Raw genomic sequence first — 25,198 nt, forward strand, 5'->3', positions numbered from 1 at the left:
GCGGCATGCCCTGGGCATTGCGACGCACCGACACGTTTTGTGCCATCCATAAGCGCAGCCACCGGCTGCCCCAGCGGGCAAGTCGCCGCCATTCGCGGATTTTTACTACATTTGCTTTCCATCAGAACGCCCCCAGAACCGTCAATTTCCGGGGATCATCGCATCCTTCGCTGGCGTGTGTCGCAGCCCTGAAACAACCTGAAAACTCCTTTTTCCCACGCCTCCTCCATCAGCTCAAAAGGTGCTCTTGTGAACCTTTTCGCGTCTCTACTTCCAGCCACCAGGCAGACCCACGCTCAGGCTGATTCAAGCTGAATGCCTGGCCCATGGCAGGCGTAGTAATCGACACATTGCGCTCCCACGCCAGCGCCATGATGCGGTCAAACGGTTCATGCCAGGCATGAAACGCCAGGTCAAAAGTACCGTTGTGGATCGGCAGCAGCCAGCGCCCCTTGAGGTCGATATGCGCTTGCAGGGTTTGTTCCGGTTGCATGTGCACGTGGGGCCAGTCAACGTTGTAAGCACCGGTTTCCATCAACGTCAGATCGAACGGGCCGTACTGCTCGCCGATGCGCTTGAAGCCATCGAAATAACCGGTGTCGCCGCTGAAAAAGATCCGCCGTGCGCCATCAATCATCACCCATGAACACCACAGGGTCTGGTTGGCATCAAACAAGCCACGCCCAGAAAAATGCTGCGCCGGCGTGGCCACAAAACGGATGCCCTCAACCTCGACCCCTTGCCACCAGTCCAGCTGGCGAACCTTGCTGGCGTCGACGCCCCACTTGACCAGAATGTCACCCACGCCGAGCGGCGCGAGAAAGTAACGGGTCTTGGCGGCCAATTGGACGACAGCCCTGCGGTCAAGATGGTCGTAATGGTTGTGGGAAAGAATCACCGCTTCCAGATCAGGCAGCGCTTCAAGACTGATCGGCGGCTGATGGAAGCGCTTGGGGCCGGCCCAACTGAACGGCGAGGCACGCTCGGCGAATACCGGATCGGTCACCCAGAACTTGCCGCGCATTTTCAGCAATACGGTGGAATGCCCCAGGCGAAACACGCTGTGATCGGGTGCCGCCAGCAGTTGCTCGCGGGTCAGCGGTCGTACCGGGATCGCCCCCACCGGCCGCGTGGTGCGTGGTTTGTTAAACAACATGTTCCAGAAGATACGCAACGTTTTGCCAAGCCCGCCGTGTTGTACAGGGGCCTCGTTGCTGAAATGCGTCTTGCCCTGCTCAGCAGGCTTGAGCGCTGCAGGCGCGCGGTCGACACGGGGTGAGTGGGTGGCCATTGCAGGTTGACTCCTAGGTCCGCGCATAAATTACACTGCACAGTGTAGTTTCAAGATTGCAACAAAACCGGGAGCAAGTAAACTACCGAGTGTAATTTTCCTTCAAGAGCCGAGCGCCATCCATGACTGCCCCTCAACGCCTCACTGACCGCAAACGCCAAGCCATCGTGGCGGCGGCCATCGCTGAGTTTCGCGATAACGGTTTCGAGGTCACCAGCATGGACAAGATCGCCGCCACCGCCGGGGTTTCCAAGCGCACGGTGTACAACCATTTTCCCAGCAAGGAAGAGTTGTTCGCCGAAATTCTTCACCAGCTCTGGGCGAGCAGCGTCGCCCAACTCGATGTCTGCTACGCCAGCGACCGCCCGCTGCGTGAGCAATTACGCGGATTGCTGGAGGCAAAGATGAAGATGATGGCGGACGCCAACTTCCTTGACCTCGCCCGAGTCGCCATCGCCGCCACCATCCATTCGCCGGAACGTGCGCAAGACATGGTCACCCGCCTGAGCCAGCGCGAAGAAGGCTTCACCCATTGGGTACGCGCCGCCCAGGAAGACGGCCGCCTCTCCTGTACCGACCCGGCGTTTGCCGCGCACCAGATCCAGAGCCTGCTCAAAGCCTTCGCGTTCTGGCCGCAGATCACCCTCGGCCAGCCGACACTGGATGTCGAGAACCAGGCCCGTGTGATCGAGTCCGCCATTGACCTGTTCCTGGCTGGCTACGAAGTCAGGCCCATGCCTGCACCGTAATGCCTGTTGCCTAAGCGACACTTATGGTCGTTTTTGACGCTTTCGCCCTCTGTTTTGCGTAAATGGCCTGGAAGGCCACTGATTATTCCCACGGGAATAACTGACAATATTCATAAGCCTTTTCCGATCAACGGTTCATCCAGTGAACGGGCGCCGCCGTATAGGTATAAAAAGCAGCTCACCCAGGATTTTATGGAAAACAGACAAGGCAAGGGTCTCTCGTTTGCCAAGCGCATCTACAGGCCCAGGATCATCGGCTCTGCCCTGTGCAGCATCAGTGTGATCGCCGTCTTATATCCAATGACTGCGCCTGGGTGGATCTGGGCAGCGCTGCTGGTCAATGGTTTCGTCTGGCCGCACCTGGCGTATCAACTGGCAACCCGTGCCAAAGTCCCCTACGACGCCGAACAACGCAACTTAGTGTATGACGCTTTATTCAGTGGTTTCTGGGCTGCGACGTTGCAGTTCGCGCCCCTGACCACCGTGACGTTGCTGTCGATGGTGTCCATGAACAACGTCGCCGCCGGCGGCAAACGCCTGCTGATACGTGGCGCACTGGCCCAACTGCTGGGTGCCGGGGTCGCGGTATTGCTGTTTGGCCTGCACTTCAACCCCGGCGTCAGCCTGGCTCAGGTCTACGCGTGCCTGCCGATGCTGACGTTCTACCCCATGTCCATCGGCATGATCTGCTATCAATTGGCGATCAAACTATCCGACCACAAGCGCGCCCTCAGTGCCTTGAGCCGTATCGACAGCCTCACGGGGTTGCTCAATCACGGCTCCTGGAAAGACTTGCTGCACCTCAAGTTCCATAAGTGCCAGCAACAACACACCCATGCCACGATCGCGCTGATCGATATCGATCATTTCAAACAGATCAACGACACCCATGGGCATATTGTCGGCGACGCCGTATTGCGCCAATTGAGCCTGGAATTAAGGCGCAACCTGCGGGAAAACGACTTGGCTGGGCGTTACGGGGGCGATGAGTTCTGTGTGATTCTTCCGCAAATGACCCAGCACGAAGCCGCACGGGTCATGGAACGCATGCGCGAAACGTTCAGCAACTATCGCGCTCCGAACATCCCCGAGCTGCGCGTGAGCCTGAGCATCGGCCTGGCGGACTTCCAGCCCTCTTTCAAGGACGCGGCCATGTGGCTGAACGCGGCGGACCGGGCGCTTTATGCAGCGAAAGATACCGGGCGTAACCGGGTGAATATGAGCGACGAAAGAGTGGCTTATTCGGCCTGATACCCCCCGCAGAGATAGCACAGAGCCACCATTTGTCGCCTACCCAAAAAAGGTCCTGCCCTTGGGGCGAACTTCTTGTCAGGCTGATCACTCTGAACACCTTGTTCCAACTCCCTCTGTCGGCATCAGGAAGCCGACAATGAGCACGTCAACCGTAGGCCAGGCGCCGAACGGGGCAAGCGCCCAGACATGGAAAACCCCCGATGCTGCCTGCCCGAGCCCCAACCATGCTATTCAACGCCCATAAAAAAACCATCAACACCCTGCAACACACGGTGGCCCATCAGGCCAGCATGCTCGATGCCATCGAACGGTCCATGGCGGTGATCGAATTCGACCCGCAAGGCAATGTGCTGCGGGCCAATGACAACTTCCTCAAATCCATGGGTTATCGCGCCGAGCAGGTGATGGGGCAGCCCCATCGAATGTTCTGCACACCAGCGTTCGCCCGCAGCGCCGAGTATCAACAGCTGTGGGCGAACCTGCGCAATGGCCAATTTCAATCCGGTACATTCGAGCGCCAGGCGAGCAATGGTGAATCGGTGTGGCTGGAAGCCAGCTACAACCCGGTACGGGATGAAGCAGGCCAGGTGATCAAGGTGGTGAAGTTCGCCATGGACGTGACCCCGCGTCTGCAAGCCGAGAGCGAGGCCAACGGCAAATTGGCGGCGATCGGCCGGGCCATGGCGGTGATCGAGTTCAACCTCGACGGCACCATCATCACCGCCAACGCCAACTTCCTGCAGCGCATGGGCTATAGCCTCGCGCAAATCCAGGGCAAGCATCATCGGCTGTTCTGTACACAGGAGCTGGCCAGCAGCCCGGCCTACAGCGAGTTCTGGCAGCGCCTCAACCAAGGCGAATTGTTCAGCGGCGAATTCGAGCGCGTCGATAAAAACGGCCGGACAGTATGGCTGGAAGCCAACTACAACCCGGTGTATGACGCCAGCGGACGTCTGTGCAAAGTGGTCAAATTCGCCTCGGACGTGACCGCCAAGGTGCAGCAACATGCCGCCGATGCAGCGAGCGCTTCCCAGGCGTATCACATTTCCTTGAACACCCAGGACATCGCGGAAAAAGGCGCCGAGGTGATTCAGCAAAGTGCCAGCGGCATGCGCGAAATAGCCGCCGACATTGACGGATCATCGCAACTGATCGCCAAGCTGGGTGAGCGTTCGCAGCAGATCACCACCATCGTCAACACCATTCGTGGCATTGCCGACCAGACCAACCTGCTGGCGCTCAACGCAGCCATCGAGGCCGCGCGCGCAGGTGAGCAAGGGCGTGGGTTTGCCGTGGTGGCCGATGAAGTTCGGCAACTGGCGGCGCGCACCAGTGGTTCGACAGCAGAAATTTCCAGCATGATCGCGATGATCCAGGACGAAACCCGCCAGGCCATCGATAGCATGGACGGCACCCGCGACCGCGCAGCCCAAGGCGTGGACTTGGCCAACCGCGCCGGCACCGTGATCCTGCAAATTCGCCAAGGCACTAACGAGGCGTTACAGGCGGTGAGTGCGTTTGCCAATGACCGTGGCGGCCGCTAAGCAGGGCTTGGGTCATTCGCTCGAAAGCCGGACGTGCGAAATGCATGAGCAGCTCGTACGAAAAACCTAACGACTCGGCAGTCGCACATGCCGGCCCAACTCATCGAATAACGTCACCACCGAGCGCAATGCGCGGCAATCGGGACGCGTGAGCAACCACAGCGCGGTGTCATGCCCTGCCAGTGCAGGGCCCAGCGGTTGCAGTCCGTCATCCAGTAGAAAATCCGGCAACGCCGCCACACCCAGTCCCGCCCGTACCAGTTCGGTCACCGACAACATGCTGTTGCAGCGATAACCGGGCCGCACGCCCGGCAAGTGTTCGCGGCGCCAGGCGACGGTGGGGTGGTCGGGCAGGAAGTCATCCGGTGCGATCCACGCCAGGTCTGCCAGCTCACGGCCTGTATGGCGGCGGGCATAGTCGGAGCTCGCACAGACTTGGTACGACACGGTGCCAAGGCAACGTCCTACCAGATGCTCCGGCGGTGTCTTGGTCAGGCGTATGGCGATATCCGCGTCGCGGCGGCTGAGGTTGGCAAAATCATTGGAGGTGCTCAGTTCCAGGATCAGCGCCGGGTAGTCCGGCATGAACTGCGCCAACGCCGGCAGCAGCAAGCCTTGCAGCACTGAGTCGGTACAGGTCAGGCGCACCGTGCCGCTGATCACTTCGCCGCCCTGCTCCACTCCGATACGCGCCGCTTCCAGAGCCAGCTCTGCGCGCTCTGCCTGCTGTGCCAGGTTGCTGGCCAGGCTGGTGGGCAGGTAACCGGCGCGGCTCTTTTCAAACAATGTCTGGCCCAGTGCCGCCTCCAGGCGCCGTATCGCACGGAACACGGTGGACACATCCACCCGCAGCAGCGCCGCCGCCCGCGCCAGAGAGCCGCCGCGCACCAGGGCGAGGATCAGCGAGAGATCGGGGTAATCCATTGAATAGTGCGTCGGTGCATTAAGCATATGGGCAAACGCCAATATTGATTGCGTGGACGCCAATCTATAGTGCGCCTCAGCCCCCAACAAGCCATGGAACGCACACGATGAAAGCCAACGCCCTACGCCTCGCCTTGATTGGCGATTACAACCCGGACGTCACCGCGCACCAGGCGATCCCCGTGGCCCTGCAACGGGCGGCTGACATTCTCGGCCTCACGCTTCATATGCAATGGCTCGACACCGACACCCTGCCCGAACCCCTGCACGACTTCGACGGTTTCTGGTGCGTACCGGCCACCCCTTACCGGGATACCGACGGCGCACTGCGGGCCATCCGCTTTGCCCGCGAGCAGCGCCGCCCTTTCCTTGGCACCTGCGGTGGTTTTCAACATGCGCTGCTGGAATATGCCCGCAATGTGCTGGGCTGGGTCGACGCCGAACACGGCGAAATGGTCCCCAACGCAAAACGCGCCGTGATCACACCCTTGACCTGCGCATTGGTGGAAGCCACCGACACCGTACGTTTAGTGCCTTACACGCGCATCGCCGACGCCTACGGCACCCATGATCTTGAAGAAGGATATCGCTGCCGCTATGGGATGAACCCCGAATTTGCCAGCGCGTTGCTGGAGGGCGATCTGATCGCCAGCGGCCACGACAGCGCAGGCGACCTGCGTGCGGTGGAATTGCTCGACCATCCGTTCTTCGTCGCCACCCTGTTCCAGCCAGAACGCGCAGCGCTCAAGGGCATCACACCACCCTTGGCACTCGCGCTGCTCAAGGCCTGCCAGGAGCAATCGGCATGATCGCCAAGACTCCCGCGGTGCCTTACTACGCGGTCATTTTCAGCTCATTGCGCACCGACGGCGATCACGGCTACGGCGAGGCCGCCACACGCATGCTGGAACTGGCGCGGCAACAACCTGGTTTTCTCGGCGTGGAGTCGGCGCGGGAAGATGGCCTGGGGATTACGGTGTCGTACTGGAGCAGCGAAGCGGCGATCCTGGCGTGGAAGCAGCAGGCCGAGCACCGCGACGTGCGCGAGCAGGGCCGCGCCACCTGGTACTCGGCGTTTCAGACACGGGTGTGCAAGGTGGAGCGGGCCTACGGTTTTGAAGCGAACTAGCTCACCAGACTGCGCAACGCACTGATCTGTGGAATCTCCACCCGGCGCATATATACCCGCAGCGGCTCAGTGATATTGATGCGGTCGTCGATGTTCTGGTCCAACAGCAACTGGATGCGTTCACGGGAGAGGGTCATGGTCTGCTCGGGGGCAGGCAGCCAGACAAATTCGGCGGTAGGAATGATGCCGTCATCGGCCACGTCCATGCCGAAAGAGTCTTCGCTGAAACGTACGATGTACTGGCCGGTCTTGCGGTTGAGGCCCACAAACCCGTGGAGTTGGTCGGCGGCCTGGCAGATAAGCTCGGAAGTGATGCGCATGGTAAACCTCACTGAAAAGTCCCACAGGGACTGGAAAGATGGTTTACACGCGTGGCGGAAAGTACTGCCCTCTAGCGGGGCGGCTGCGTTCAAGAGTACTGCAATGCCTGGCAAAACAACCGAGAAAATTGACGGGTACGCACGTTAATGTCGGTTTGGTGATAGCGCCTTTCGCAATCAATTGTTAAAAAGGAGGCCTTCTCAAAGCTACCTCCACGAAAGGACTTCGCATATGCCTGTCACGTTTACCAAGAGCGCCTTGCTGCTGGCCCTGATGCTCGGCCTTGGCCAGGCGCAGGCTGCCGACCCGATCAGCCCGGCTGAATTGGCAACTAACGAAGGCATTCCCTACCCTGCCGTGATCGCACACCGAGGCGCCTCATACGACGCGCCAGAGTCCACCGCCGCTGCCTACAAGGTCGCACGCGACCTGGGTGCCGACTACCTGGAACTGGACCTGCAGCGCAGCAAGGACGGCGTGCTGTTCGCCCTGCACGACAACAACCTGCAGCGCACCACCGACGTGGCCACCAAGTTCCCTGAGCGCAAAGACGCGCCGGCCAACGAATTCACTTGGAAAGAACTGCAAAGCCTCGACGCCGGCAGTTGGTTCAACGCTGCTTACCCGGACCGTGCACGCCCAGGTTTCGTCGGCCTGAAGATCCTGAGCCTGGACGACATCATCAAGATCGCCGAAGGCAACCCGCAGCACAAACCCGGCCTGTACATCGAGACCAAGGAGCCCAAGCAGTTCCCGGGCATCGAAGCCGACCTGAAAAACAAGTTGCTGGATAAAGGCTGGTTGAGTTCCGCCGGTTCCAAACTGGGCAAGAGCAACACCGGCGTCGGCCAGGGCAAGGGCCGCGTCGTGCTGCAAACCTTCGAGACCGCCAGCCTCAAAGAGCTGCAGCAAGAAATGCCGAACACCCCGAAGATCCTGCTGTTGTGGGTGGGTGAAGGCAGCATCGAGCCGAAATCCAAGCAGACCTTCGCCGAATCCGGCGAGCCGACCAAGGCCGCCTACTACGCCAAGCAAGAGCCGAAAGACGCCGCCGAGTTCGAAAAGTGGGTCGACGAAGCCAAGAGCCTCGGCGCCATCGGCACTGGCCCTTCGGCCGAGCTGACCGACCACGGCGACCAGAGCTATTCGGACCTGGTGAAGCCCGAAATGAACAAGCTGACCCACGACAAAGGCCTGCTGGTGCATGTGTACACCGTGGATGAGCCGGTGGATTTCGAGAAAGTGATGAAAGCCGGCGTCGACGGCATCTTCACTAACCGCGCCGCCGAACTGCTGAAGTTCTACAAGCGCTGGCCTTCGTCCAGCGTGCAGGATTTGCTCAACGACCATAAGTACTGAGTGAAGCCCGAATGGTCAGGCCGCCTGTGGTTGGGGCCTGACTACGGCCTGATCATCGGCGAGCTGGGGCGCACCGCGCCCCATGCGCACTACGCCCATCAGTTGATGCAGTGCTTGGGCGAGCCCATCACGGTCAGCCTGGAGGGGCAAGTCATCACGGCCCATCGCCTGCTGATTACTTCGCGACAAACCCACGCCATTCTCGATACACACGGTGAAGTGAGCGTGTTGTATGCCGAACCTGCAGTCTTTGAGATCGCCGCCTTGCAGCACCTGTCGAGCGCTGGCGATTTGTCCCTGACAGCCGTGCAGCAGCTCCCCAGGCGCCAGCTTGTCGACCCTCGCCTGGAACGCGCCCTCAGTGCGCTTGATCAGCGCCTCACCGGCAAAGTGTCGGCCCAGGCACTCGCCGAGGTGGCGCACCTGTCATTGAGCCAGCTGGAGCGGCTGTTCACCGATCAACTCGGGCTGCCCGTACGCCGCCTGGTGCTGTGGCGGCGATTACGTGTCGCGCTGCAATGGGCCCTCGCCGGCAGCACACTGACCGAGGCCGCCCACGCTGCGGGCTTTGCCGATTCGGCGCACTTTTCGCGGACCATGAAGCAGTTGTTCGGCGTGACGGCCGCTGCGTCGTTACGTCAGCTGGAGGTGCAACTGCTAGCGTAGATCGTCGGGCAGCGGCGGTTCCTTGCCCACGCGTACCGGCACAAATGGATCACGCAGTTGCGCCCCATACGCCACGGGAAAATCCGGCCGGCTGCCGATGCCCAAATCCCCAGGCCCCATGCGATAACCCTCGCGATAAAACGCGGTGCCCAGCAGCCAATCCCACAGGTTGAAAAACAGCCCGAAATTCACGTCGCCGGCACGGCCGTATTTCATATGATGAAACCGATGCACCGGCGCCCAGGCGAACACCCAGCGCAACGGTCCCAGGCGCATATCGACATTGGAGTGCTGCAACAGCAATTGAATGCCGATGGCCAGGGCCAGCAACTGCGCCACCTCCAGCGGGATCCCCAGCAGGATCAACGGCAGCAGGCCTGCCGTGGCTTCCAGCATCTGGTGCAACGGATGCTTCATCAACCCGTTGAACCCATAGAGCCGCTGCACGCTGTGGTGCACGGCATGCAAGCGCCACAGCGGCGCTATGCGGTGGCTGGCGTAATGCATCAAGGTGATGCCTGCATCGGCGAGGACGATGGCCAGCAGCAATTGCTCCCACAATGGCCAGCCACGCGGCCAAATCCTGTCGAACGCCAGCAACGCCGTAAGCCCCGGCAGGACCAGCAAGCCGAGGACGTTCAGGCCTTCATTGACACAGGCATGCACGCTGTCTCGCCAGCGATCACCCAGGCTGCGATTCCACTGCGGCTCGTAGGGCAACCACTGCTCCATGGCAAATGACACCACCACCGCCGTCGCAAACACCAGCACCAGCCAGTCTGGCTGCGCGAGTGCCCAGCCGATAAACCCTGTCCAGAACACAGGCGCATAGATCCCGCTCACTAACTGCTTCATCCGAGTCTCCCATCATGTGAGCCCTCAGCATGAAATTTTCCGCGTTGCTCGAATTGAACGAACTGCGCAACTGCTTGAACTAATTAAGGGTGAATTAAGTTGCGACGATTAATCTGAACCCACTTAAACAGCTCACCCAAGAAGGACACACCATGAAAACCTTGACCACTTTGTTCGCCGCCACTGCCCTGACCCTGACTGCCGGCCTGGCCCAGGCAGATGTTCGTCCGGATCATATTGAAGGCCTGGTCAAATCCGGCGCAGTGATGTCTTTCGAAAAGCTCAACGCCGCTGCCGTAGCCACTCACCCTGGCGCGACGATTACCGACACTGAACTGGACAACAAACACGGTGCAGCCAATCAATATGTCTACGAAGTCGACCTGACTGACACCGCTGGCAAGCGGTTTGAAGTCAAGCTCGACGCCAAGACCGGCGCCGTACTGGAAAACAAACAAGACACCTGAGTTGAATCCCCCAAAACCGCGCCACCTTAGGGTGGCGCGGTTTTTTTGTGGGCGCTCGTCGGCAATGTCCGAGAAAAGCGTGGCCGCGATGAATCAAATTTCCCCTACTCAATTCCAGGTCGTTAGACTTCCCAGCATCAGCCAGGGCATTACGCCATTGCGCAGCACAACGAGATCACGCCATGGAGCAAAAAGCCGCCGACATTGCCACCATCGGCCGAATCAGTGCTGTACCCGCAATGCTCCAAGTGATCAGCGACATGACTGGCCTGCGCTTTGCCGCTGTTGCGCGGGTGACCGACGACACCTGGACCGCCTGCGCCGTGTTCGACCAGCTGGACTTCGGCCTCGGCGTCGGCGGCGAGCTGGACCTCACCACGACCATCTGCCACGAGATTCGCGGTTCCCACATTTCCGTGGTGATCGACAAGGCCAGCGAAGACCCGATCTACCACGACCACCACACCCCGCGTCTCTACCAGTTTGAAAGCTATATCTCGGTGCCGGTGTTCCGCACCGACGGGCGTTTTTTCGGCACCATTTGTGCACTCGATCCCAAGCCGGCGCCATTGCGCAGCAGCACGATCCAATCGACCATGGAATCCTTCGCCCGTGTGTTGTCGTTGCAGATCGAAGCCGAGGAAAACCAGCAACAAACGGAAGCCGATCTGCAGGAAGAACGCAGCACCGCCGAACTGCGCGAGCAGTTCATCGCCGTGCTCGGGCACGACCTGCGCAACCCGCTGTTCGCGATCAATTTCAGCGCCGAGCGGCTGCTGCGCAAACACCCGCACCCCGCCACGGACACGCTCATACGTCACATCCTCACCAGCGGGCGCCGCGCTGCACAATTGGTCGAGGACGTGCTGGATTTTGCGCGGGGCCGAATGGGCAACGGCATCCCGCTGAGCATCACCGACTGCCAGGATCTGCAGGCGGCGTTGCTTCATGTGGTTTCAGAAGTGCAAAGCGCACACCCGCAACGCGAGGTTCGGGCCGATATCGGCGATCTTCAGGGCGTCAAAGGCGACCGGGATCGGTTGGCGCAATTGCTCTCTAACCTGGTTGCCAATGCGCTCCATCACGGCAGCCCTGATGGCCCTGTGGAAGTCAGCGCAAAGGTCGAGCACGATCGGTTCGAGCTGACGGTGAAGAACGCTGGACAGATCAACGATCAGGCCCTGCCCCGGCTGTTTCAACCTTACTCACGCCCCACCTCAAACGCGCCCCAAGCCGGGCTCGGCCTGGGGTTGTATATCGTCAAGCAGATTGCCGATGCCCATGGCGGTCACCTGAGCGTGACCACCCACGCCCTGCAAGGCACCGTTTTTATCTTCAGCCTGCCGACCGCCTGATCAGCCACCCAAGCGCTCCGTCACTTCATTCAACTCTGCGGACAAGCCACGCAAGTTCTGACTCGCCGCCTCAGTACGTCGCACGTTGTCGAGGTTAGCCGTGGCTACCGTGGTGATCTGCGTGATATTGCGCGAGATATCCTCGGCCACCGAGGTCTGCTCCTCTGCCGCCGTCGCGATCTGACGGTTCATATCGCGAATCGCTTCCACCGCCTGGGTGATGTGCGCAAGCATCGCACCGGCCTGGGTGACTTTCTCCACGCTCTCGTCGCTGCACGACTGGCCGCTGACAATCGCCTCGGCCGCATCCACCGCGCCGGTTTGCACCGCCTGGATGATCTGGTTGATCTCGATGATTGACGCAGCCGTGCGTTGCGCCAGGCTGCGTACCTCATCGGCCACCACCGCAAAACCCCGGCCCGCCTCGCCGGCGCGTGCCGCCTCGATCGCCGCGTTCAACGCCAGCAAGTTGGTCTGTTCGGCGATGCCGCGAATCACTTCCAGCACCTTGCCGATGCGTACGCTATCGGTTTCCAGGCGGCGGATGATGGTGCCGGTATTGAGGATTTCATTGCGCATCTGGCCGATGGTGGCAATGGTCACTTGCATCACTTCGCCGCCTTCGCGGGCCGAATGATTTGCCTCGTCGGCGGCACGTGAGGCGCTGGCGGCGTGGTGCGCCACTTCCTGGGCGGTGGCCGACATTTCGGTCATGGCCGTGGCCACTTGATCGGTGCGGTTGAATTGTTCCTGGGTGCCGGTTGCCATCTGTCCGGCGATTGCATTCAACTCGCCGCTGGCGCTGACCAGGTCGGTGGCGCTGCGCTGCACGCGGCTGAAGGTTTCGGCGAGGAAGTCCCGCAACGTATTCGCGGCGGCGGCCAGATGGCCCAGTTCGTCCTGGCGGCGGCTGGCCACGCGCTCAGCAAAGCGGCCGTGGCTGAGTTGGGTCACGTAGTCGATCAAGCCACGGATCGGCAGGATCAGGTTGCGGTTGATCAACCACAGGCTGAACAGGCCGATCAACGCGCCGGACAGCAACATGATCGCCAGGCCCACCATTACGGTGCGCTCGGCATAGGCAGTGATGGTCTGAGATTGCTGGCTGCCTTGGGCCCGCAGGTCGCTGACCAGGGCACTCATTTGCTCACTGGCGGCGCGGTCCACGCCTTTGACTGCCGTGTCGCCGACCGTTGCATCCCCGCCCGCCGCCACATAGGCATCGCGGCCTTTCTGATAGGCCACGCCCAGTTGCTGATGCTCCTGGCGCAGGGTTTCGATGCGTCGGCTCAACGGCGCGTCACTGCTGGTCTGGGCCACCAAGCGTGCGAGGATACCTTGCACATCACGCTGGCGGTCCTGGAACTGGCCCCAGTACTTCTCCATATCCTGAGGCTGTTTGCCGCGCAGCAGCACGTTTTTCCATTCCTGCACCTGCACCTTGAACTGCAGGTTGGCTTCGTCGATCAGTTGCGAAGTGAGCAACGGCCCGTCAATCAAACTGCGGTAACTCTGCACCCCGTTGGAGAGGAAGTTGAAACAGGCCAGGGCGATCAACAATATCGCCAGCAAGCTGCCGCCGAGCAGCGACAGGATTTGTGCTCTCAAGGAGGTTCGCAAAACATTCATCGGGAAAGCCTCGATACAAGTAAGTAGCGCATGCACGCCTTGACCGCCGTGTCGACAAAGACACCGCTCATCCCTGACGGTTGTTAATGCGCTGAATCGGCCGGAATAGAGGCTTCTTGAAGGGTTTTCGACAACCGGTCAATAAAATGTCACCAAAGCGAAATAAACAGAAAGATGTCATAAAACTGTCAAACAACCCTGTAATGATTCGCCACGCGACCTGTGAAATGTCCTACAGGCCTTTTCTCTGCGAGCCTCCATGAACCACAGCCTCGACCACAGCCATCAGGACTCCGATCTGTTTGGCTTGCTTTACGGTTTTCGTTTTCGCCCAGGCGTCAAGGGCGAGCAGATTGATTCCGCCGCTGCCCTGGCGGCATTGAAGCAACCGCAAGACCCGGACGAGTTTTTGTGGCTGCACCTGAACCTGGCCCACGCCGCCTGTGAACGCTGGATGCAGGCGCACTTGGAACTGCCGGAAGAGTTTTTCGAGGCCTTGCACGAGGGCTCGCGCTCCACGCGCATCGAACACGTCGACTCGGCCCTGCTGGCGGTGGTCAACGATGTGGTGTTCAACTTCAGCAGCATGGTCTCGTCGGATATTTCCACGCTGTGGGTGTGCGCCCGCAGCCGTCTGTTGATCAGCGCACGTTTGCAACCGCTGCACTCGGTGGACAAGCTGCGTTCGTCGGTGAAGGCCGGCGAACACTTTCGCTCGCCGCTGGAATTGTTGGTGCATTTACTGCGCGATCAGGGCGAAGTGCTGACGCAGATCGTGCGCAAGACCAGCATCAGCGTCGACCATATCGAAGACCAGTTGCTCTCCTCGCGCCTGTCCACCAACCGCGCCGAACTCGGTGCCGCGCGCCGGGTGTTGGTGCGCCTGCAACGCCTGCTGGCGCTGGAGCCGGGCTCATTGCTGCGCCTGCTCAACCGCCCGCCACAATGGCTGCAAAAAGAAGACGTGAAGGAGTTGCGCAAATCCACCGAGGAGTTTGCGCTGATCATCAACGACCTGATGGCCCTGGGCGAACGGATCAAACTGTTGCAGGAAGAGATCGCCGCCAACCTCAACGAGCAAAGCAGCCGCACGCTGTTCACCCTGACGGTGGTGACGGTGCTGGCGCTGCCGATCAACATCATCGCCGGTTTTTTTGGCATGAACGTGGGCGGTGTGCCACTTTCCCAGGACCCGGAGGGGTTCTGGATACTGGTGGCATTGGTGGCGACGTTTACCTTGATTGCCGGGCGCTGGGCGTTCCGAAAATTTTCAAATTGAAATGCCAGTGATTGTGGGAGGGGACTTGCCCCTCCCACATTCTGACCTGCAGTGTCAGTAGACCAATGGCCAATCCAATGACCTAAACACTGACCTGTGGCAGCACCTCTGTAACATTCTGCAATGACTATGAACGACATCCTTCATTACCTGGATGCTCCTGCATGGCTACCCCTTCCCTGACCGCCTCACACACCGAACCCAAACCCAGGCTGGACAAGAAGCCCGGCCTGGTCACCGTGATCATTTTCTTCGCCGTGCTCGCCATGGGCCTGTTGTTCACCGCCTACAGCCTGATGCAGGACATGCACGAACTGGGCACGGTGGTCACCACCTGGACGCCGTTCCTGCTGCTGGGCGTGGCGTTGTTGATCGCCCTGGGGTTCGAGTTCGTCAATGGTTTCCACGACACCGCCAACGCGGTGGCGACAGTGATCTACACCCACTCGCTGCCGCCGCATTTCGCGGTGGTCTGGTCGGGCTTCTTCAATTTCCTCGGCGTGCTGCTTTCCAGCGGCGCGGTAGCGTTTGGCATCATTGCGTTGCTGCCGGTAGAGCTGATTTTGCAAGTGGGTTCATCGGCGGGTTTCTCCATGATCTTCGCGCTGTTGATCGCTGCAATCCTGTGGAACCTCGGCACCTGGTGGCTGGGCTTGCCGGCCTCGTCCTCCCATACGCTGATCGGTTCGATCATCGGCGTCGGCGTGGCGAATGCCTTGATGCACGGGCGTGACGGCACCAGCGGGGTGGATTGGGCCCAGGCGACCAAGATTGGCTACGCATTGCTGCTGTCGCCGCTGATTGGCTTCGCGTTTGCGGCCTTGTTGCTGCTGGCCCTGCGCGCCTTTGTGAAAAACCGCTCGTTGTACAAAGCGCCCAAAGGGGACACTCCGCCGCCGTGGTGGATTCGCGGCATGCTGATCGCCACCTGCACCGGCGTGTCGTTCGCCCATGGTTCCAACGATGGCCAAAAAGGCATGGGCCTGATCATGCTGATCCTGGTCGGCACATTGCCAATGGCCTACGCGCTGAACCGCACCATGCCCGCAGAGCAGTCGTTGCAATTCGCGGCGGTGGCCGAAGTGACCCAGGCCGCCCTGCTGAAAACCGCGCCGCAGACGTTGCCGGGCGACCCGCGTCCGATCCTGTCGACCTACGTGCGCACCAAGGACGCCACGCCGGAACTGGTACCGGCCCTCGCCTCGCTCACCCGGCATATCGGTGAAGAAGTCAAAGGCTACGGCTCACTGGCCAAAGTCCCCGCCGAAGCGGTCGGCAACGTGCGTAATGACATGTACCTGACCAGCGAAACCATTCGCCTGATGGACAAGGGCAAGGTCGGCAACTTCGACGCCGACACCCAAGACAAGCTGCAACTGTTCAAGCAACAGATCGACAACGCCACGCGTTTTATTCCGCTGTGGGTGAAGATCGCCGTGGCCATCGCGCTTGGCCTGGGCACTATGGTGGGCTGGAAGCGCATCGTCGTGACGGTGGGTGAGAAGATCGGCAAGACCCACATGACCTATGCCCAGGGTGCCGCGGCGGAAACGGTGGCCATGCTGACCATCGGCGCGGCGGATATGTATGGCTTGCCGGTATCGACAACCCATGTGCTGTCATCGGGTGTCGCGGGGACCATGGTGGCCAATGGCAGTGGATTGCAGATGCGGACTATCCGCAATTTGGCGATGGCGTGGGTGTTGACGTTACCAGCGGCGATTGTGCTTTCAGGCAGCCTCTACTGGCTGTTCACCAAACTCTTCTGACCCAACAAAAATCCAGATGTGGGAGGGGCAAGCCCCTCCCACATTTTCAGCCTGCGAACAAACCAGCCATCGCCTTCAGCCGCTTCTTGTAGATACGCCGCGCCTCCAGGGCCTCCTCCAACGTCACCGCCACAAACCCCGCCCGCTGGTTCGGTTGCATCTGCCCGATCAAATCCAGATCCGCACTGATCACCGTGCCGATCATCGCGTAGCCACCGCCCGACACGGCGTCCCGATGCAGCACAATCGGCTCCAACCCCGCCGGCACCTGGATCGAGCCGATGGGGTAGCAACTGTCGACGATATTCGACGGATCCGAGCCCGCGCCAAACGGCTGCTCCCTTGGTTCAAAACTCAACGCGCTGCCACCCTTGAAGCGATAGCCGATGCGGTCCGCCTCGGAGCCCACGGTCCAGGGCTCGGCAAAAAAGCTGCTTTTGGCGGCTGCGCTCAGACGCTCGTAATACAGGCCAGGCACGACGCGCAGGGTGATATCGCCGCCCACCGAGCGGCGCAAGGCCATGGGCAGACTGTTGCCTGCCCTTCCCTGCCCACACGCCTTGCCGATAGGCAGCTCATCGCCCTCCTGCAAGCGCCGACCGTGAAACCCACCGAGCGCGCCGAGGGTGTAAGTGGAGCGACTGCCAAGCACCACCGGTACATCAATGCCGCCGGCCACCGCCAGGTATGTCCGCGCGCCGGCCTTGGGGAATTCGAAACGCAGCACTTGCCCGGCACGCACCTGGAACGCGGTGTCCTGATGCACCACTTCACCGTCCAGGCGCGGCGACATGAGGGCGCCGCTGAGCGCTACCAACGCGTCCTGCTGGAACGCCAATTCAGGCCCGATCAACGTGCACTCCAGGCCCGCCGCACCAACCGGATTGCCCACCAGATGGTTGGCCGCGCTGAGCGCGTACTGGTCCAGTGCGCCCGACGGCGGGATGCCCAAGTGGTAATAGCCTTCGCGGCCAAGGTCCTGCACGGAGGTGGCGAGGCCGGGTTTGAGGACTTTGATCATGCCAGCGCCTCCTGCAGGGTTTTCGGATAGCCAACCGGGTCGGCGAGAAAGGCGTCGAGGGAAAATTCCACCGGGCGGATGCGCAGGTCGAAACGTCCTGCGTCCACCTCGGCGACGGCCTGGTCGTAGGCATCACGTTCTATAGGCTTGAACTGCACGATGTCGCCGGGGCGAAAGAACACCATGTGTTCCTTGAGGTAGGCCAACTGCTGCGCCGGGTCGTAGATCGGCGCCGGGGTCACACCGAACATCTGGTAACCGCCCGCGCCGCGCACCGAGTAGATACAGCCAAAGCAGCCGCCGTGGCCGAGGGTGAGTTTCGGCGTGTCGGTGCGCGGGCGCAGGTATTTGGGCACCTGCAACTGCCGTTCACGTTCGACCATCTGGAACATGAATGGCAGGCCCGCGACAAACCCGACCATCGACACAAACCACGGCGCGCCGCTGTGGGCAGCGATAAACGCGTCCACATCCGCCAGGCCATTGATGCGCGCGGCGTACTCCAGATCGGTGCCGCTGGGGTCTTGATGGCGGTCGCGAAAACGCATCAGGGTTTCGTGGGTCCAGGGGTCGTTGTACAACACCGGGATCTCGACGATGCGCGTGTGCAAGGTGCGTTCGGCCACGGCCTGGGCTTCGGCGCTTTGTACGGCATCCAGCAAGGCGTGGGGCGCAATGCGGTCGGGGTCGAAGCGAATCTGGAACGAGGCGTTGGCCAGGCACACATCCAGCACGCCTTCCAGCGCCAGGCGCTCCACCGCACGAGTCACCGCCATGCCCTTGAAAAAGGCCTCCAACGACATGCTGTCGCTGACCTCGGCAAACAGGTGCTCATCACCGCCGAAGCTGTAGCGGATGGGGGACGTTTCAGCCATGTCTGTTCCTCTTGGAATCATTGTAGAAAGGCAGGCAAAAATTGATGGGTCGATCTTATTAGGGGGTTTTGACTTCAATGCCCGCTCGATCCAGCGCTTCACGGGTAGCTTCCACCAGCTCCAGCGCACCGGGCGTGTCGCTGTGCAGGCAGATGGAATCGAACTCGATAAACAGGTCTTCGCCTTCCACGGTTCGTACCAGTCCGGTCTGACACGCACGCAGGACACGTGCCGCCACCGTCGCAGGATCCAGTGCACGCACATTGCGCGTAAACACGATGGAGCCCGTCAGGTCGTACTCACGATCAGCATAAAATTCGCGCACCACCGGTTGCCCCAGTTCCTTGGCCACCCGCCAGATCACTGAGTTGGGCATGCAGTAGAGCAACAGCGTTGGCTCGATGAGTTGCAGGTTTTGCACCAGCAATCGGGCGGCTTCTTCGTCGCGGGCCAGGTGCATGTAAAGCGCGCCATGGGGCTTGATATGTTGCAGCTTCACACCTTGGGCGCGGGCGATTTCCCGCAGGGCGCCGAGTTGGTAGAGCATGTCGTCCACCAGTTCCTGGGCCGGTGCATTGATATGCCGACGGCCAAAACCCACCAAGTCACGAAAGCCCGGATGGGCACCGATAGCCACGCCCAATTGCTTGGCGCGCTCGACGGTGCGGCGCATGGTGCCAGGGTCGCCGGCGTGGAAGCCGGTGGCGATATTGGCCGAGCTGATGTAGGCCATCAGCTCGGCGTCGACGCCATCACCGATGGTCCAGGGCCCGAAGCCTTCGCCCATGTCCGAATTGAAATCCACTGCCTGCATCGGGGTCGCTCCGCAAAAGGTCATGCTGAAAAGTAGGCTGGCGCTTGACCCATTGGGAAGATCTATTATCAGATGCCCTGTCTTCTGAAAATCAGATAATCCTAGGTATTGGAGAGGCAGATGTCCCTCACCTTGCGCCAAATCCGCTACTTCGTCGCCACCGCCGAGATCGGCCAGATTTCCCAGGCGGCGCTCCACCTGAATATCTCCCAGTCAGCGGTGACTACGGCGATCAAGGAGCTGGAAGCGATGCTCGGCGTGCAGCTGTTTGTGCGCTCGGCCCAGGGCATGAACCTGACCGACGCCGGGCGGCATTTTCTCAACCGCGCCTATGTGATTGCGCGCAGTGTGGACGATGCGCTGAACAGCCCATTGCCCGACTATCGCGCCAGCGGTGTGCTGCGGGTGGCGGCCAGTTACACGGTGCTCGGTTACTTCCTGCCCCATCACTTGCAGCGCATGGAGCACTGGCACCCGGACGTGACCATCGAGGTCTTCGAGCAGGAGCGCCAGGCCATCGAGCAAGGCCTGCTCGACGGCCAGTTCGACATGGCCGTGGTGCTTACCGCCAACCTGACTCACCCCGCGATCGTTTCCGAGATTCTGTTCAACTCGGAACGTCGCCTGTGGCTGCCCAGCCATCATCCGTTGTGCGAACGCGGCGCCGTGAGCCTGGCCGATGTGGCCCAGGAACCCTACATTCTGCTGACCGTCGATGAAGCCGAACACAGCGCCATGCGCTACTGGGAGCAGGCAGGGCAAGCGCCCAAGGTGCGGCTGCGCACCAGCTCGGTGGAAGCGGTGCGCAGCATGGTCGCCAATGGCAGCGGCGTGGCGATTCTGTCGGACCTGGTGCACCGCCCTTGGTCACTGGAAGGCAAGCGCATCGAAACCCTGACGGTCACCGACCCGGTCACGCCCATGAGTGTCGGCCTGGCATGGCACCGCGAGCGGGCATTTACGCCGGCGATGCAGGCGTTCCGGGATTACTTTCACGATGCGTTCCTGGCACCGCAGCAGTTGTCGGCAAGGCGTTAAAGCTGTGCCTGCAACGTATCCGCCAGCCAATCCATAAACACGCGCACCCGCAACGGTAAATGCCGTTGCCCCGCGTAAAGCAGCGACACATCCAGCGACGGTGCCGGGTAGTCCGGCAGTATCGCGACCAACTCACCGCTGGCCAACTCATCGCCCATGCCCAGGGCCGGTACCTGGATAATCCCGAAGCCACCCAGGCACGCTGACTTGTAGCCATCGGTGCTGTTGACTGTGATCCGCCCAGCCATGGGAATGCGCTGCACCTTGTTGCCCTGCTGGTATTCGAACCCCGCCGAGCGCGAACCCAACGGCCGCACGTAGTGCACCAGATGGTGGTCGGCCAGGTCGGCCAATGTCTGCGGCACACCAAACCGTTGCAGGTAGGTGGCACTTACGCAGTTGATCATCGGCATGCTGCACAGCAACCGCGCCACCACCGTCTGGTCGGGCTGCGCGCCCACGCGCAATACGCAATCGAAGCCTTCAGCGAGCAGGTCCACCTGACGGTCGGTGGTGCTGATTTCCAGCTCGATCAGCGGGTGTGCGTCCATGAACTGCGGCAGGCGCGGCAGTATCAGGTCACGTGCCATCACGTTGGGCATATCGACGCGGACGCGCCCGCTCAGTTGCGCTTCGTCCTGACGAAACAGCCCTTCCAGCTCCTCCATATGCGCGAGCAGATCCTTGCTGCGCTCGTACAACACCCGCCCGTCCTGGGTCGCCTGCACCTTGCGTGTGGTGCGCTGTAACAGGCGCGCGCCGAGCAGTTCTTCCAACGCCTGCACATGCTCGGACACGGTGGAGCGCGGCAGCCCCAGGCGCTCGCCCGCCTGGGTGAAACTCGACAGTTCGGTGACCCGCACGAAGGTGCGCAGCAGTTCAAGTTTGTTCATGGGATTGTTCGCCTTATCCGGCCAGTGATTCCGGCCTAGCCCTGTTTATCACGTTAGCGGCGGACAAATACACTCAATCCCACGCTCACATCTGAAGAGGACTGCACCATGACCCGTAAAATCGCATTGATCACCGGCGCCAGCCGTGGCTTGGGTAGAAACGCCGCTTTGCACCTGGCGGCGCAAGGCGTGGACATCATTGGCACTTATCACAGCAAGGCCGACGAGGCGCAGGCATTGGTGGCCGACATCGAACAATTGGGTGGCCGCGCCGCCATGCTGCAACTGGACGTAAGCCAAAGCGCGACGTTCGAAGGTTTTGTCGGCGACGTTGCCGGCGTGCTCAAGGATGTTTTCGCACGGGAACACTTCGACTTTCTGATCAACAACGCCGGGATTGGCATTCACGCCAGTTTTGCCGAGACCACCGAAGCCCAGTTCGACCAACTGGTGGCGATCCAATTCAAGGGCCCGTTTTTCCTGACGCAGAAGCTGTTGCCGTTGATCCGTGACGGCGGCCGCATCCTCAATGTCTCCAGTGGCCTGGCGCGTTTCAGCCTGCCAGGCTATGCCGCCTACGCGGCGATGAAAGGCGCGATGGAAGTGCTGACCCGCTACCAGGCCAAAGAGCTGGGTGGGCGCGGGATCAGCGTCAACATCCTGGCCCCGGGTGCGATTGAAACCGACTTCAGCGGCGGCGCCGTGCGTGACAACGCCAACCTCAACGCGATGGTCGCGAACAACACCGCCCTGGGCCGCGCCGGCTTACCGGACGATATCGGTGGTGCGATTGCCAGCCTGCTGGCAGACGGCAGCCACTGGATCACCGGGCAACGCATCGAGGCGTCGGGCGGTATGTTTCTGTAGGAGCTTGTCGCGCACTACGTCATAGGCCCAGTGATACACATAGGTGTACGGCAGGAAGAACAGCAGCACACCTATGTCGAGGATAAACGCCTGCATCAGGCTGATATTCAGCCACGCCGCAATCAGCGGGACGCACACCAGGATCAGGCCTCCTTCAAACATCAGCGCGTGCAGCACGCGGGTCCAGCCGTTGTTGGCCAGTTGCAGGCGTGCCTTGAGGCGGTCGAACAGGCCGTTGAAGATCACGTTCCAGGTCAACGCCATCAGGCTGATCGCCAGGGTGACCATGCCCATTTCCAGGGCGGGTTTGTCCATGATCCACGCCAGCAGCGGGGTGCAGATCAACAACGCCAGGGCCTCGAAACCAATGGCCTGGCAAACGCGTTCGGTGAGGGATTTGGTAGGGCTCATGAGCCGTCTCCGTGAGTGAGGATGGTTGCCATCATTACCCTTTGACTCGATACTTCATAACCAATAACCATCGATCAAGGCGATAGTCATGGCCTCCAATGAAGTGCTGCAGGCGTTTGTCCAGGCGGCCACCCAAGGCTCGTTTTCGGCGGCGGCGCGCAAGCTGGGCAAAAGCCAATCCACAGTCAGTGCGGCAGTCGCCAGCCTGGAGATTGACTTGGATGTGGTGCTGTTTGATCGCAGCAGCCGCAAGCCGACGCTGACCCAGGCCGGCCACGTATTGCTGCAACGGGCCGAGCAGGTGCTGGAGGCCAGCAGCCGCCTGGAGCTGGCGGCGAGCCAGTTGGCTCAAGGCTTGGAGCCGAAGCTGACCATCGCCATGTCCGATACCTACCAGTCGGACCGCTTCGAGATCGCCCTGCGGTCGTTCGACGAGCGCTACCCGGACCTTGAACTTGAATGCCTGATTGCCGAATGCGAAGACTTGATCGCCCTGGTACAGAGCGGCCGGGCGCAGATTGCGTTTATCGAACAACAAGACACCTATCCGCCCGACCTCACCGGCGCACCGGTGGAAGAGCGCACCGAAATCGCGCTGTATGTGGCGCCCAGCCACCCGTTGGCCCGACTGGACAGCATTCCCGCTGATACCTTGCAGCAACACCGCGAACTGCGCCTGGCCAGCATCATCAACCCGAATGAAACCCGCGCCAGCGGCCTCGTATGGTCAGCCCCCAGTTACCTGATGCTGATGGAGATGGCGCAGCTGGGTTTCGGCTGGGCGCCCCTGCCGCGCTGGCTGGTAGAGCGGTTTGACGCAGGCCAGTTGGTGGAGCTCAAAGCGCGTGGTTGGCCGCGCTCGGTGGCCGTCGATGCACTGTGGTCACGCCACCACCCACCGGGGCCGGCGGGGAGTTGGTTGTTGGGCAAGATGCTGGAGTGACGAACCCGCCCTGGCGACACTGGAGATTAATGCCGGGAGGAAGATTCGAGTTCGGCCAGGCGGCTTTCGAGGAAGCGTTTTTCGGGGATCTGCTGGGTCAGGGACAGGGCTTTTTCGTAGGCGACGCGCGCGTCTTCGCCCCGCCCCAAGCGCCGACAAAACTCGCCCCGCGCCGAATGCGCGAGGTGGTAATCCAGCAACTCGCCCCGCGCCAGAATCGCCTCCACCTCCTGTAATCCCGCCAGCGGGCCATCGCGCATGGCTACGGCAACGGCACGGTTGAGCTCAATCACCGGCGACGGCCACGCCCAGAGCAATACGTCGTAGAGCCCGACAATCTGCGGCCAATCGGTCGCCCCGGCGCTAGGCGCTTCGGCATGCACTGCGGCAATCGCGGCTTGCAGGCAATACGGCCCAAAGCGTTGTGTGGTAAGCGCCTGTTCCACCAGCGTGCAGCCTTCAGCGATCAAGGACTTGTCCCACAGGGAACGATCCTGTTTCTCCAGCAACACCAGTTCGCCGCTGGCCGAGGTGCGCGCCGCCCGCCGCGATTGGTGCAGCAGCATCAGCGCCAGCAGGCCCTTCACTTCCGGCTCGGGCAGCAACTCCATGAGCAAGCGGGCCAGGCGAATGGCTTCGCGGGTTAAGTCCTCGCGGGTGAGGTCTGCGCCGATGGACGCCGAATAGCCCTCGTTGAATACCAGGTAGATCACCCGCAGCACGCTATCGAGGCGCTCGGGCAATTCGGCCAGTGATGGCACTTGATAGGGAATTCCGGCCTCACGGATCTTGCCCTTGGCCCGCACGATGCGCTGGGCAATGGTGGCGGGCGTAGCCAGGAAAGCCCGGGCGATTTCCTCCGTGGTGAGGTCGCAGATCTCACGCAAGGTCAGCGCCGCCTGGGCATCGGCCGCCAGCGCCGGGTGACAGCAGGTGAAGATCAGGCGCAGGCGGTCGTCTTTCACATCCTCATCGCTCCAATCAGCGGCCTCCAATGCGTCGGCCTGCGCCTGCAATAACGGGGTAAACCGTGCCTGGCGGCGCAGGCGGTCGATGGCCTTGAAGCGCCCGGTTGACACCAGCCAGGCCCGTGGATGGCTCGGCACGCCGTCGTGCGGCCAGCGCTCGACCGCGACGAAGAACGCCTCGTGCAAGGCTTCTTCGGCGAGGTCGAAATCGCCGAGCAGGCGGATCAGGGTGGCGAGCACACGCCGCGATTCGCTGCGGTAGATCGCCTCGATCTGCGGCGTCAATCGCGCATCTCTTCGGTCACCAGTTGCACTAAGCGGTCCAGGCTCTGGCCCCAGCCATCATGGAACCCCATGGCTTCGTGGGCGTGTTTGTCTTCGGCATTCCAATGCATGGCGCGGGCGGTGTAGAGGGTTTTGCCGGCCTGTTCTTCAAAGGTCACTTCGGCGCTCATGAACGGCTTGCCCGACGGGATCCAGCCCGGCAGGAAGGCATCGGTGAACACCAGGCGATTGGGCGCGTCGATCTCCAGGAACACGCCTTGGGTCGGGTACTCACTGCCATCCGGTGCGCGCATCAGGGTGCGAAACAGTCCGCCGACCCACAGGTTCATTTCGCACTCGGGGGTGGTCATGCCGTGGGGGCCCCACCATTGTTGCAGCAAGGCGGGCTCGGTCCAGGCGCGGAACACCCGGCTGCGCGGGGCATCGATCAAGCGGCTGATGGACAGTTCAAATTCGGCAGGTTGCTGGGACATGGGATAAACCTCCTGAGTA

At 61.2% G+C, this 25,198-nt stretch carries 25 protein-coding genes and 2 pseudogenes; 15 read left to right on the forward strand and 12 right to left on the reverse strand.

Annotation, left to right across the window (positions count from 1 at the left end; all coding sequences use genetic code 11):
• Nucleotides 1-229 precede the first annotated feature (229 nt).
• Complete coding sequence (locus NDJ82_RS22640) at nt 230-1,291, reverse strand: MBL fold metallo-hydrolase (RefSeq protein WP_250926326.1); 1,062 nt, start codon at nt 1,289-1,291, stop codon at nt 230-232.
• Between the two features lie 122 nt (nt 1,292-1,413).
• Between NDJ82_RS22640 and NDJ82_RS22645 the strand changes: the two genes are divergently transcribed.
• From NDJ82_RS22645 to NDJ82_RS27760, 4 genes and pseudogenes are all read left to right on the forward strand, one after another.
• Entirely contained in the window at nt 1,414-2,040 is a 627-nt protein-coding gene (locus tag NDJ82_RS22645; RefSeq protein ID WP_250926327.1) for a TetR/AcrR family transcriptional regulator, read from the forward strand.
• Nucleotides 2,041-2,232: 192 nt separating this feature from the next.
• Nucleotides 2,233-3,291 carry a diguanylate cyclase gene (locus tag NDJ82_RS22650; protein WP_250926328.1) on the forward strand — a complete coding sequence of 353 codons (1,059 nt, stop codon included), beginning with the start codon at nt 2,233-2,235 and terminating at the stop codon, nt 3,289-3,291.
• 317 nt (nt 3,292-3,608) lie between these two features.
• Nucleotides 3,609-4,241: pseudogene (locus tag NDJ82_RS27755) on the forward strand (PAS domain-containing protein); the annotation flags it as partial.
• A gap of 159 nt (nt 4,242-4,400) precedes the next feature.
• Nucleotides 4,401-4,838 (forward strand): annotated as a pseudogene (locus NDJ82_RS27760) (methyl-accepting chemotaxis protein); the annotation flags it as partial.
• A 66-nt stretch (nt 4,839-4,904) separates the two neighbouring features.
• On the opposite strand, the gene NDJ82_RS22660 reads toward NDJ82_RS27760, so the two are convergent.
• On the reverse strand, nt 4,905-5,789 hold the full coding sequence (locus NDJ82_RS22660; RefSeq protein ID WP_250926330.1) for a LysR family transcriptional regulator: 885 nt from the start codon (nt 5,787-5,789) through the stop codon (nt 4,905-4,907).
• Nucleotides 5,790-5,869: 80 nt separating this feature from the next.
• Here NDJ82_RS22660 and NDJ82_RS22665 point away from each other — a divergent pair, with 80 nt between their 5' ends.
• Nucleotides 5,870-6,571 carry a CTP synthase C-terminal region-related (seleno)protein gene (locus tag NDJ82_RS22665; RefSeq protein WP_250926331.1) on the forward strand — a complete coding sequence of 234 codons (702 nt, stop codon included), beginning with the start codon at nt 5,870-5,872 and terminating at the stop codon, nt 6,569-6,571.
• Entirely contained in the window at nt 6,568-6,891 is a 324-nt protein-coding gene (locus NDJ82_RS22670) for an antibiotic biosynthesis monooxygenase family protein (RefSeq protein WP_099585397.1), read from the forward strand. Before NDJ82_RS22665 ends, NDJ82_RS22670 begins: the two co-directional genes overlap by 4 nt.
• Here the strand turns inward: NDJ82_RS22670 and NDJ82_RS22675 are convergent.
• Complete coding sequence (locus tag NDJ82_RS22675; protein WP_032891062.1) at nt 6,888-7,211, reverse strand: DUF2025 family protein; 324 nt, start codon at nt 7,209-7,211, stop codon at nt 6,888-6,890. The two genes, NDJ82_RS22670 and NDJ82_RS22675, sit on opposite strands and share 4 nt — an antisense overlap.
• Nucleotides 7,212-7,443: 232 nt before the next feature.
• On the opposite strand from NDJ82_RS22675, the gene NDJ82_RS22680 reads away from it, so the two are divergent.
• Complete coding sequence (locus NDJ82_RS22680) at nt 7,444-8,571, forward strand: glycerophosphodiester phosphodiesterase (RefSeq protein WP_250926332.1); 1,128 nt, start codon at nt 7,444-7,446, stop codon at nt 8,569-8,571.
• Nucleotides 8,572-9,237, forward strand: coding sequence for a helix-turn-helix domain-containing protein (locus tag NDJ82_RS22685; protein WP_158877268.1), 666 nt, complete (start codon nt 8,572-8,574; stop codon nt 9,235-9,237).
• Here the strand turns inward: NDJ82_RS22685 and NDJ82_RS22690 are convergent.
• Nucleotides 9,229-10,092: a sterol desaturase family protein gene (locus tag NDJ82_RS22690; RefSeq protein WP_250926333.1), complete on the reverse strand. Its 864-nt coding sequence runs from the start codon at nt 10,090-10,092 to the stop codon at nt 9,229-9,231. The two genes, NDJ82_RS22685 and NDJ82_RS22690, sit on opposite strands and share 9 nt — an antisense overlap.
• 152 nt (nt 10,093-10,244) lie before the next feature.
• On the opposite strand from NDJ82_RS22690, the gene NDJ82_RS22695 reads away from it, so the two are divergent.
• Both NDJ82_RS22695 and NDJ82_RS22700 read left to right on the forward strand, forming a co-directional pair.
• Nucleotides 10,245-10,559: a PepSY domain-containing protein gene (locus tag NDJ82_RS22695; RefSeq protein ID WP_250926334.1), complete on the forward strand. Its 315-nt coding sequence runs from the start codon at nt 10,245-10,247 to the stop codon at nt 10,557-10,559.
• Nucleotides 10,560-10,741: 182 nt separating this feature from the next.
• Entirely contained in the window at nt 10,742-11,914 is a 1,173-nt protein-coding gene (locus NDJ82_RS22700; RefSeq protein WP_250926335.1) for a GAF domain-containing sensor histidine kinase, read from the forward strand.
• Here the strand turns inward: NDJ82_RS22700 and NDJ82_RS22705 are convergent, their stop codons facing one another.
• Nucleotides 11,915-13,543 carry a methyl-accepting chemotaxis protein gene (locus tag NDJ82_RS22705; RefSeq protein WP_250926336.1) on the reverse strand — a complete coding sequence of 543 codons (1,629 nt, stop codon included), beginning with the start codon at nt 13,541-13,543 and terminating at the stop codon, nt 11,915-11,917.
• A 259-nt stretch (nt 13,544-13,802) separates the two neighbouring features.
• Between NDJ82_RS22705 and NDJ82_RS22710 the strand changes: the two genes are divergently transcribed.
• Both NDJ82_RS22710 and NDJ82_RS22715 read left to right on the forward strand, forming a co-directional pair.
• A complete protein-coding gene (locus NDJ82_RS22710; protein WP_099585404.1) occupies nt 13,803-14,822 on the forward strand; it encodes a transporter in 1,020 nt (339 codons plus the stop codon).
• 164 nt (nt 14,823-14,986) lie between these two features.
• Nucleotides 14,987-16,591 carry an inorganic phosphate transporter gene (locus NDJ82_RS22715; RefSeq protein WP_250926337.1) on the forward strand — a complete coding sequence of 535 codons (1,605 nt, stop codon included), beginning with the start codon at nt 14,987-14,989 and terminating at the stop codon, nt 16,589-16,591.
• Nucleotides 16,592-16,637: 46 nt separating this feature from the next.
• Here NDJ82_RS22715 and NDJ82_RS22720 read toward each other — a convergent pair whose 3' ends face one another.
• Genes NDJ82_RS22720 through NDJ82_RS22730 form a run of 3 tightly spaced genes read right to left on the reverse strand, consistent with a single transcriptional unit; the run spans nt 16,638 to nt 19,301 of the window.
• On the reverse strand, nt 16,638-17,612 hold the full coding sequence (locus NDJ82_RS22720) for a 5-oxoprolinase subunit C family protein (RefSeq protein WP_112196546.1): 975 nt from the start codon (nt 17,610-17,612) through the stop codon (nt 16,638-16,640).
• Entirely contained in the window at nt 17,609-18,487 is an 879-nt protein-coding gene (locus NDJ82_RS22725; protein ID WP_112196547.1) for a 5-oxoprolinase subunit B family protein, read from the reverse strand. Before NDJ82_RS22725 ends, NDJ82_RS22720 begins: the two co-directional genes overlap by 4 nt.
• Before the next feature lie 58 nt (nt 18,488-18,545).
• A complete protein-coding gene (locus NDJ82_RS22730) occupies nt 18,546-19,301 on the reverse strand; it encodes a 5-oxoprolinase subunit PxpA (RefSeq protein ID WP_099585408.1) in 756 nt (251 codons plus the stop codon).
• A 120-nt stretch (nt 19,302-19,421) separates the two neighbouring features.
• Here NDJ82_RS22730 and NDJ82_RS22735 point away from each other — a divergent pair, with 120 nt between their 5' ends.
• Nucleotides 19,422-20,339, forward strand: a complete 918-nt coding sequence (locus tag NDJ82_RS22735) for a LysR family transcriptional regulator (protein ID WP_099585409.1) — start codon at nt 19,422-19,424, stop codon at nt 20,337-20,339.
• On the opposite strand, the gene NDJ82_RS22740 is transcribed toward NDJ82_RS22735, so the two are convergent.
• On the reverse strand, nt 20,336-21,232 hold the full coding sequence (locus tag NDJ82_RS22740; RefSeq protein ID WP_250926338.1) for a LysR family transcriptional regulator: 897 nt from the start codon (nt 21,230-21,232) through the stop codon (nt 20,336-20,338). The genes NDJ82_RS22735 and NDJ82_RS22740 overlap by 4 nt on opposite strands.
• A 108-nt stretch (nt 21,233-21,340) precedes the next feature.
• Here NDJ82_RS22740 and NDJ82_RS22745 point away from each other — a divergent pair, with 108 nt between their 5' ends.
• Complete coding sequence (locus NDJ82_RS22745; RefSeq protein WP_250926339.1) at nt 21,341-22,099, forward strand: SDR family NAD(P)-dependent oxidoreductase; 759 nt, start codon at nt 21,341-21,343, stop codon at nt 22,097-22,099.
• On the opposite strand, the gene NDJ82_RS22750 is transcribed toward NDJ82_RS22745, so the two are convergent.
• Nucleotides 21,998-22,510 (reverse strand): multidrug/biocide efflux PACE transporter, encoded by a 513-nt coding sequence (locus NDJ82_RS22750; protein WP_250926340.1) that lies wholly within the window; start codon nt 22,508-22,510, stop codon nt 21,998-22,000. The two genes, NDJ82_RS22745 and NDJ82_RS22750, sit on opposite strands and share 102 nt — an antisense overlap.
• 88 nt (nt 22,511-22,598) lie before the next feature.
• On the opposite strand from NDJ82_RS22750, the gene NDJ82_RS22755 reads away from it, so the two are divergent.
• Nucleotides 22,599-23,453 carry a LysR family transcriptional regulator gene (locus tag NDJ82_RS22755; RefSeq protein WP_250926341.1) on the forward strand — a complete coding sequence of 285 codons (855 nt, stop codon included), beginning with the start codon at nt 22,599-22,601 and terminating at the stop codon, nt 23,451-23,453.
• 26 nt (nt 23,454-23,479) lie between these two features.
• Here NDJ82_RS22755 and NDJ82_RS22760 read toward each other — a convergent pair whose 3' ends face one another.
• Nucleotides 23,480-24,706, reverse strand: coding sequence for an RNA polymerase sigma factor (locus NDJ82_RS22760; RefSeq protein ID WP_250926342.1), 1,227 nt, complete (start codon nt 24,704-24,706; stop codon nt 23,480-23,482).
• Nucleotides 24,703-25,179 (reverse strand): SRPBCC family protein, encoded by a 477-nt coding sequence (locus NDJ82_RS22765; RefSeq protein WP_250926343.1) that lies wholly within the window; start codon nt 25,177-25,179, stop codon nt 24,703-24,705. Before NDJ82_RS22765 ends, NDJ82_RS22760 begins: the two co-directional genes overlap by 4 nt.
• Nucleotides 25,180-25,198 lie beyond the last annotated feature (19 nt).

Source organism: Pseudomonas sp. SR18, from assembly GCF_023701505.1.
Taxonomy (GTDB): domain Bacteria; phylum Pseudomonadota; class Gammaproteobacteria; order Pseudomonadales; family Pseudomonadaceae; genus Aquipseudomonas; species Aquipseudomonas cyclaminis.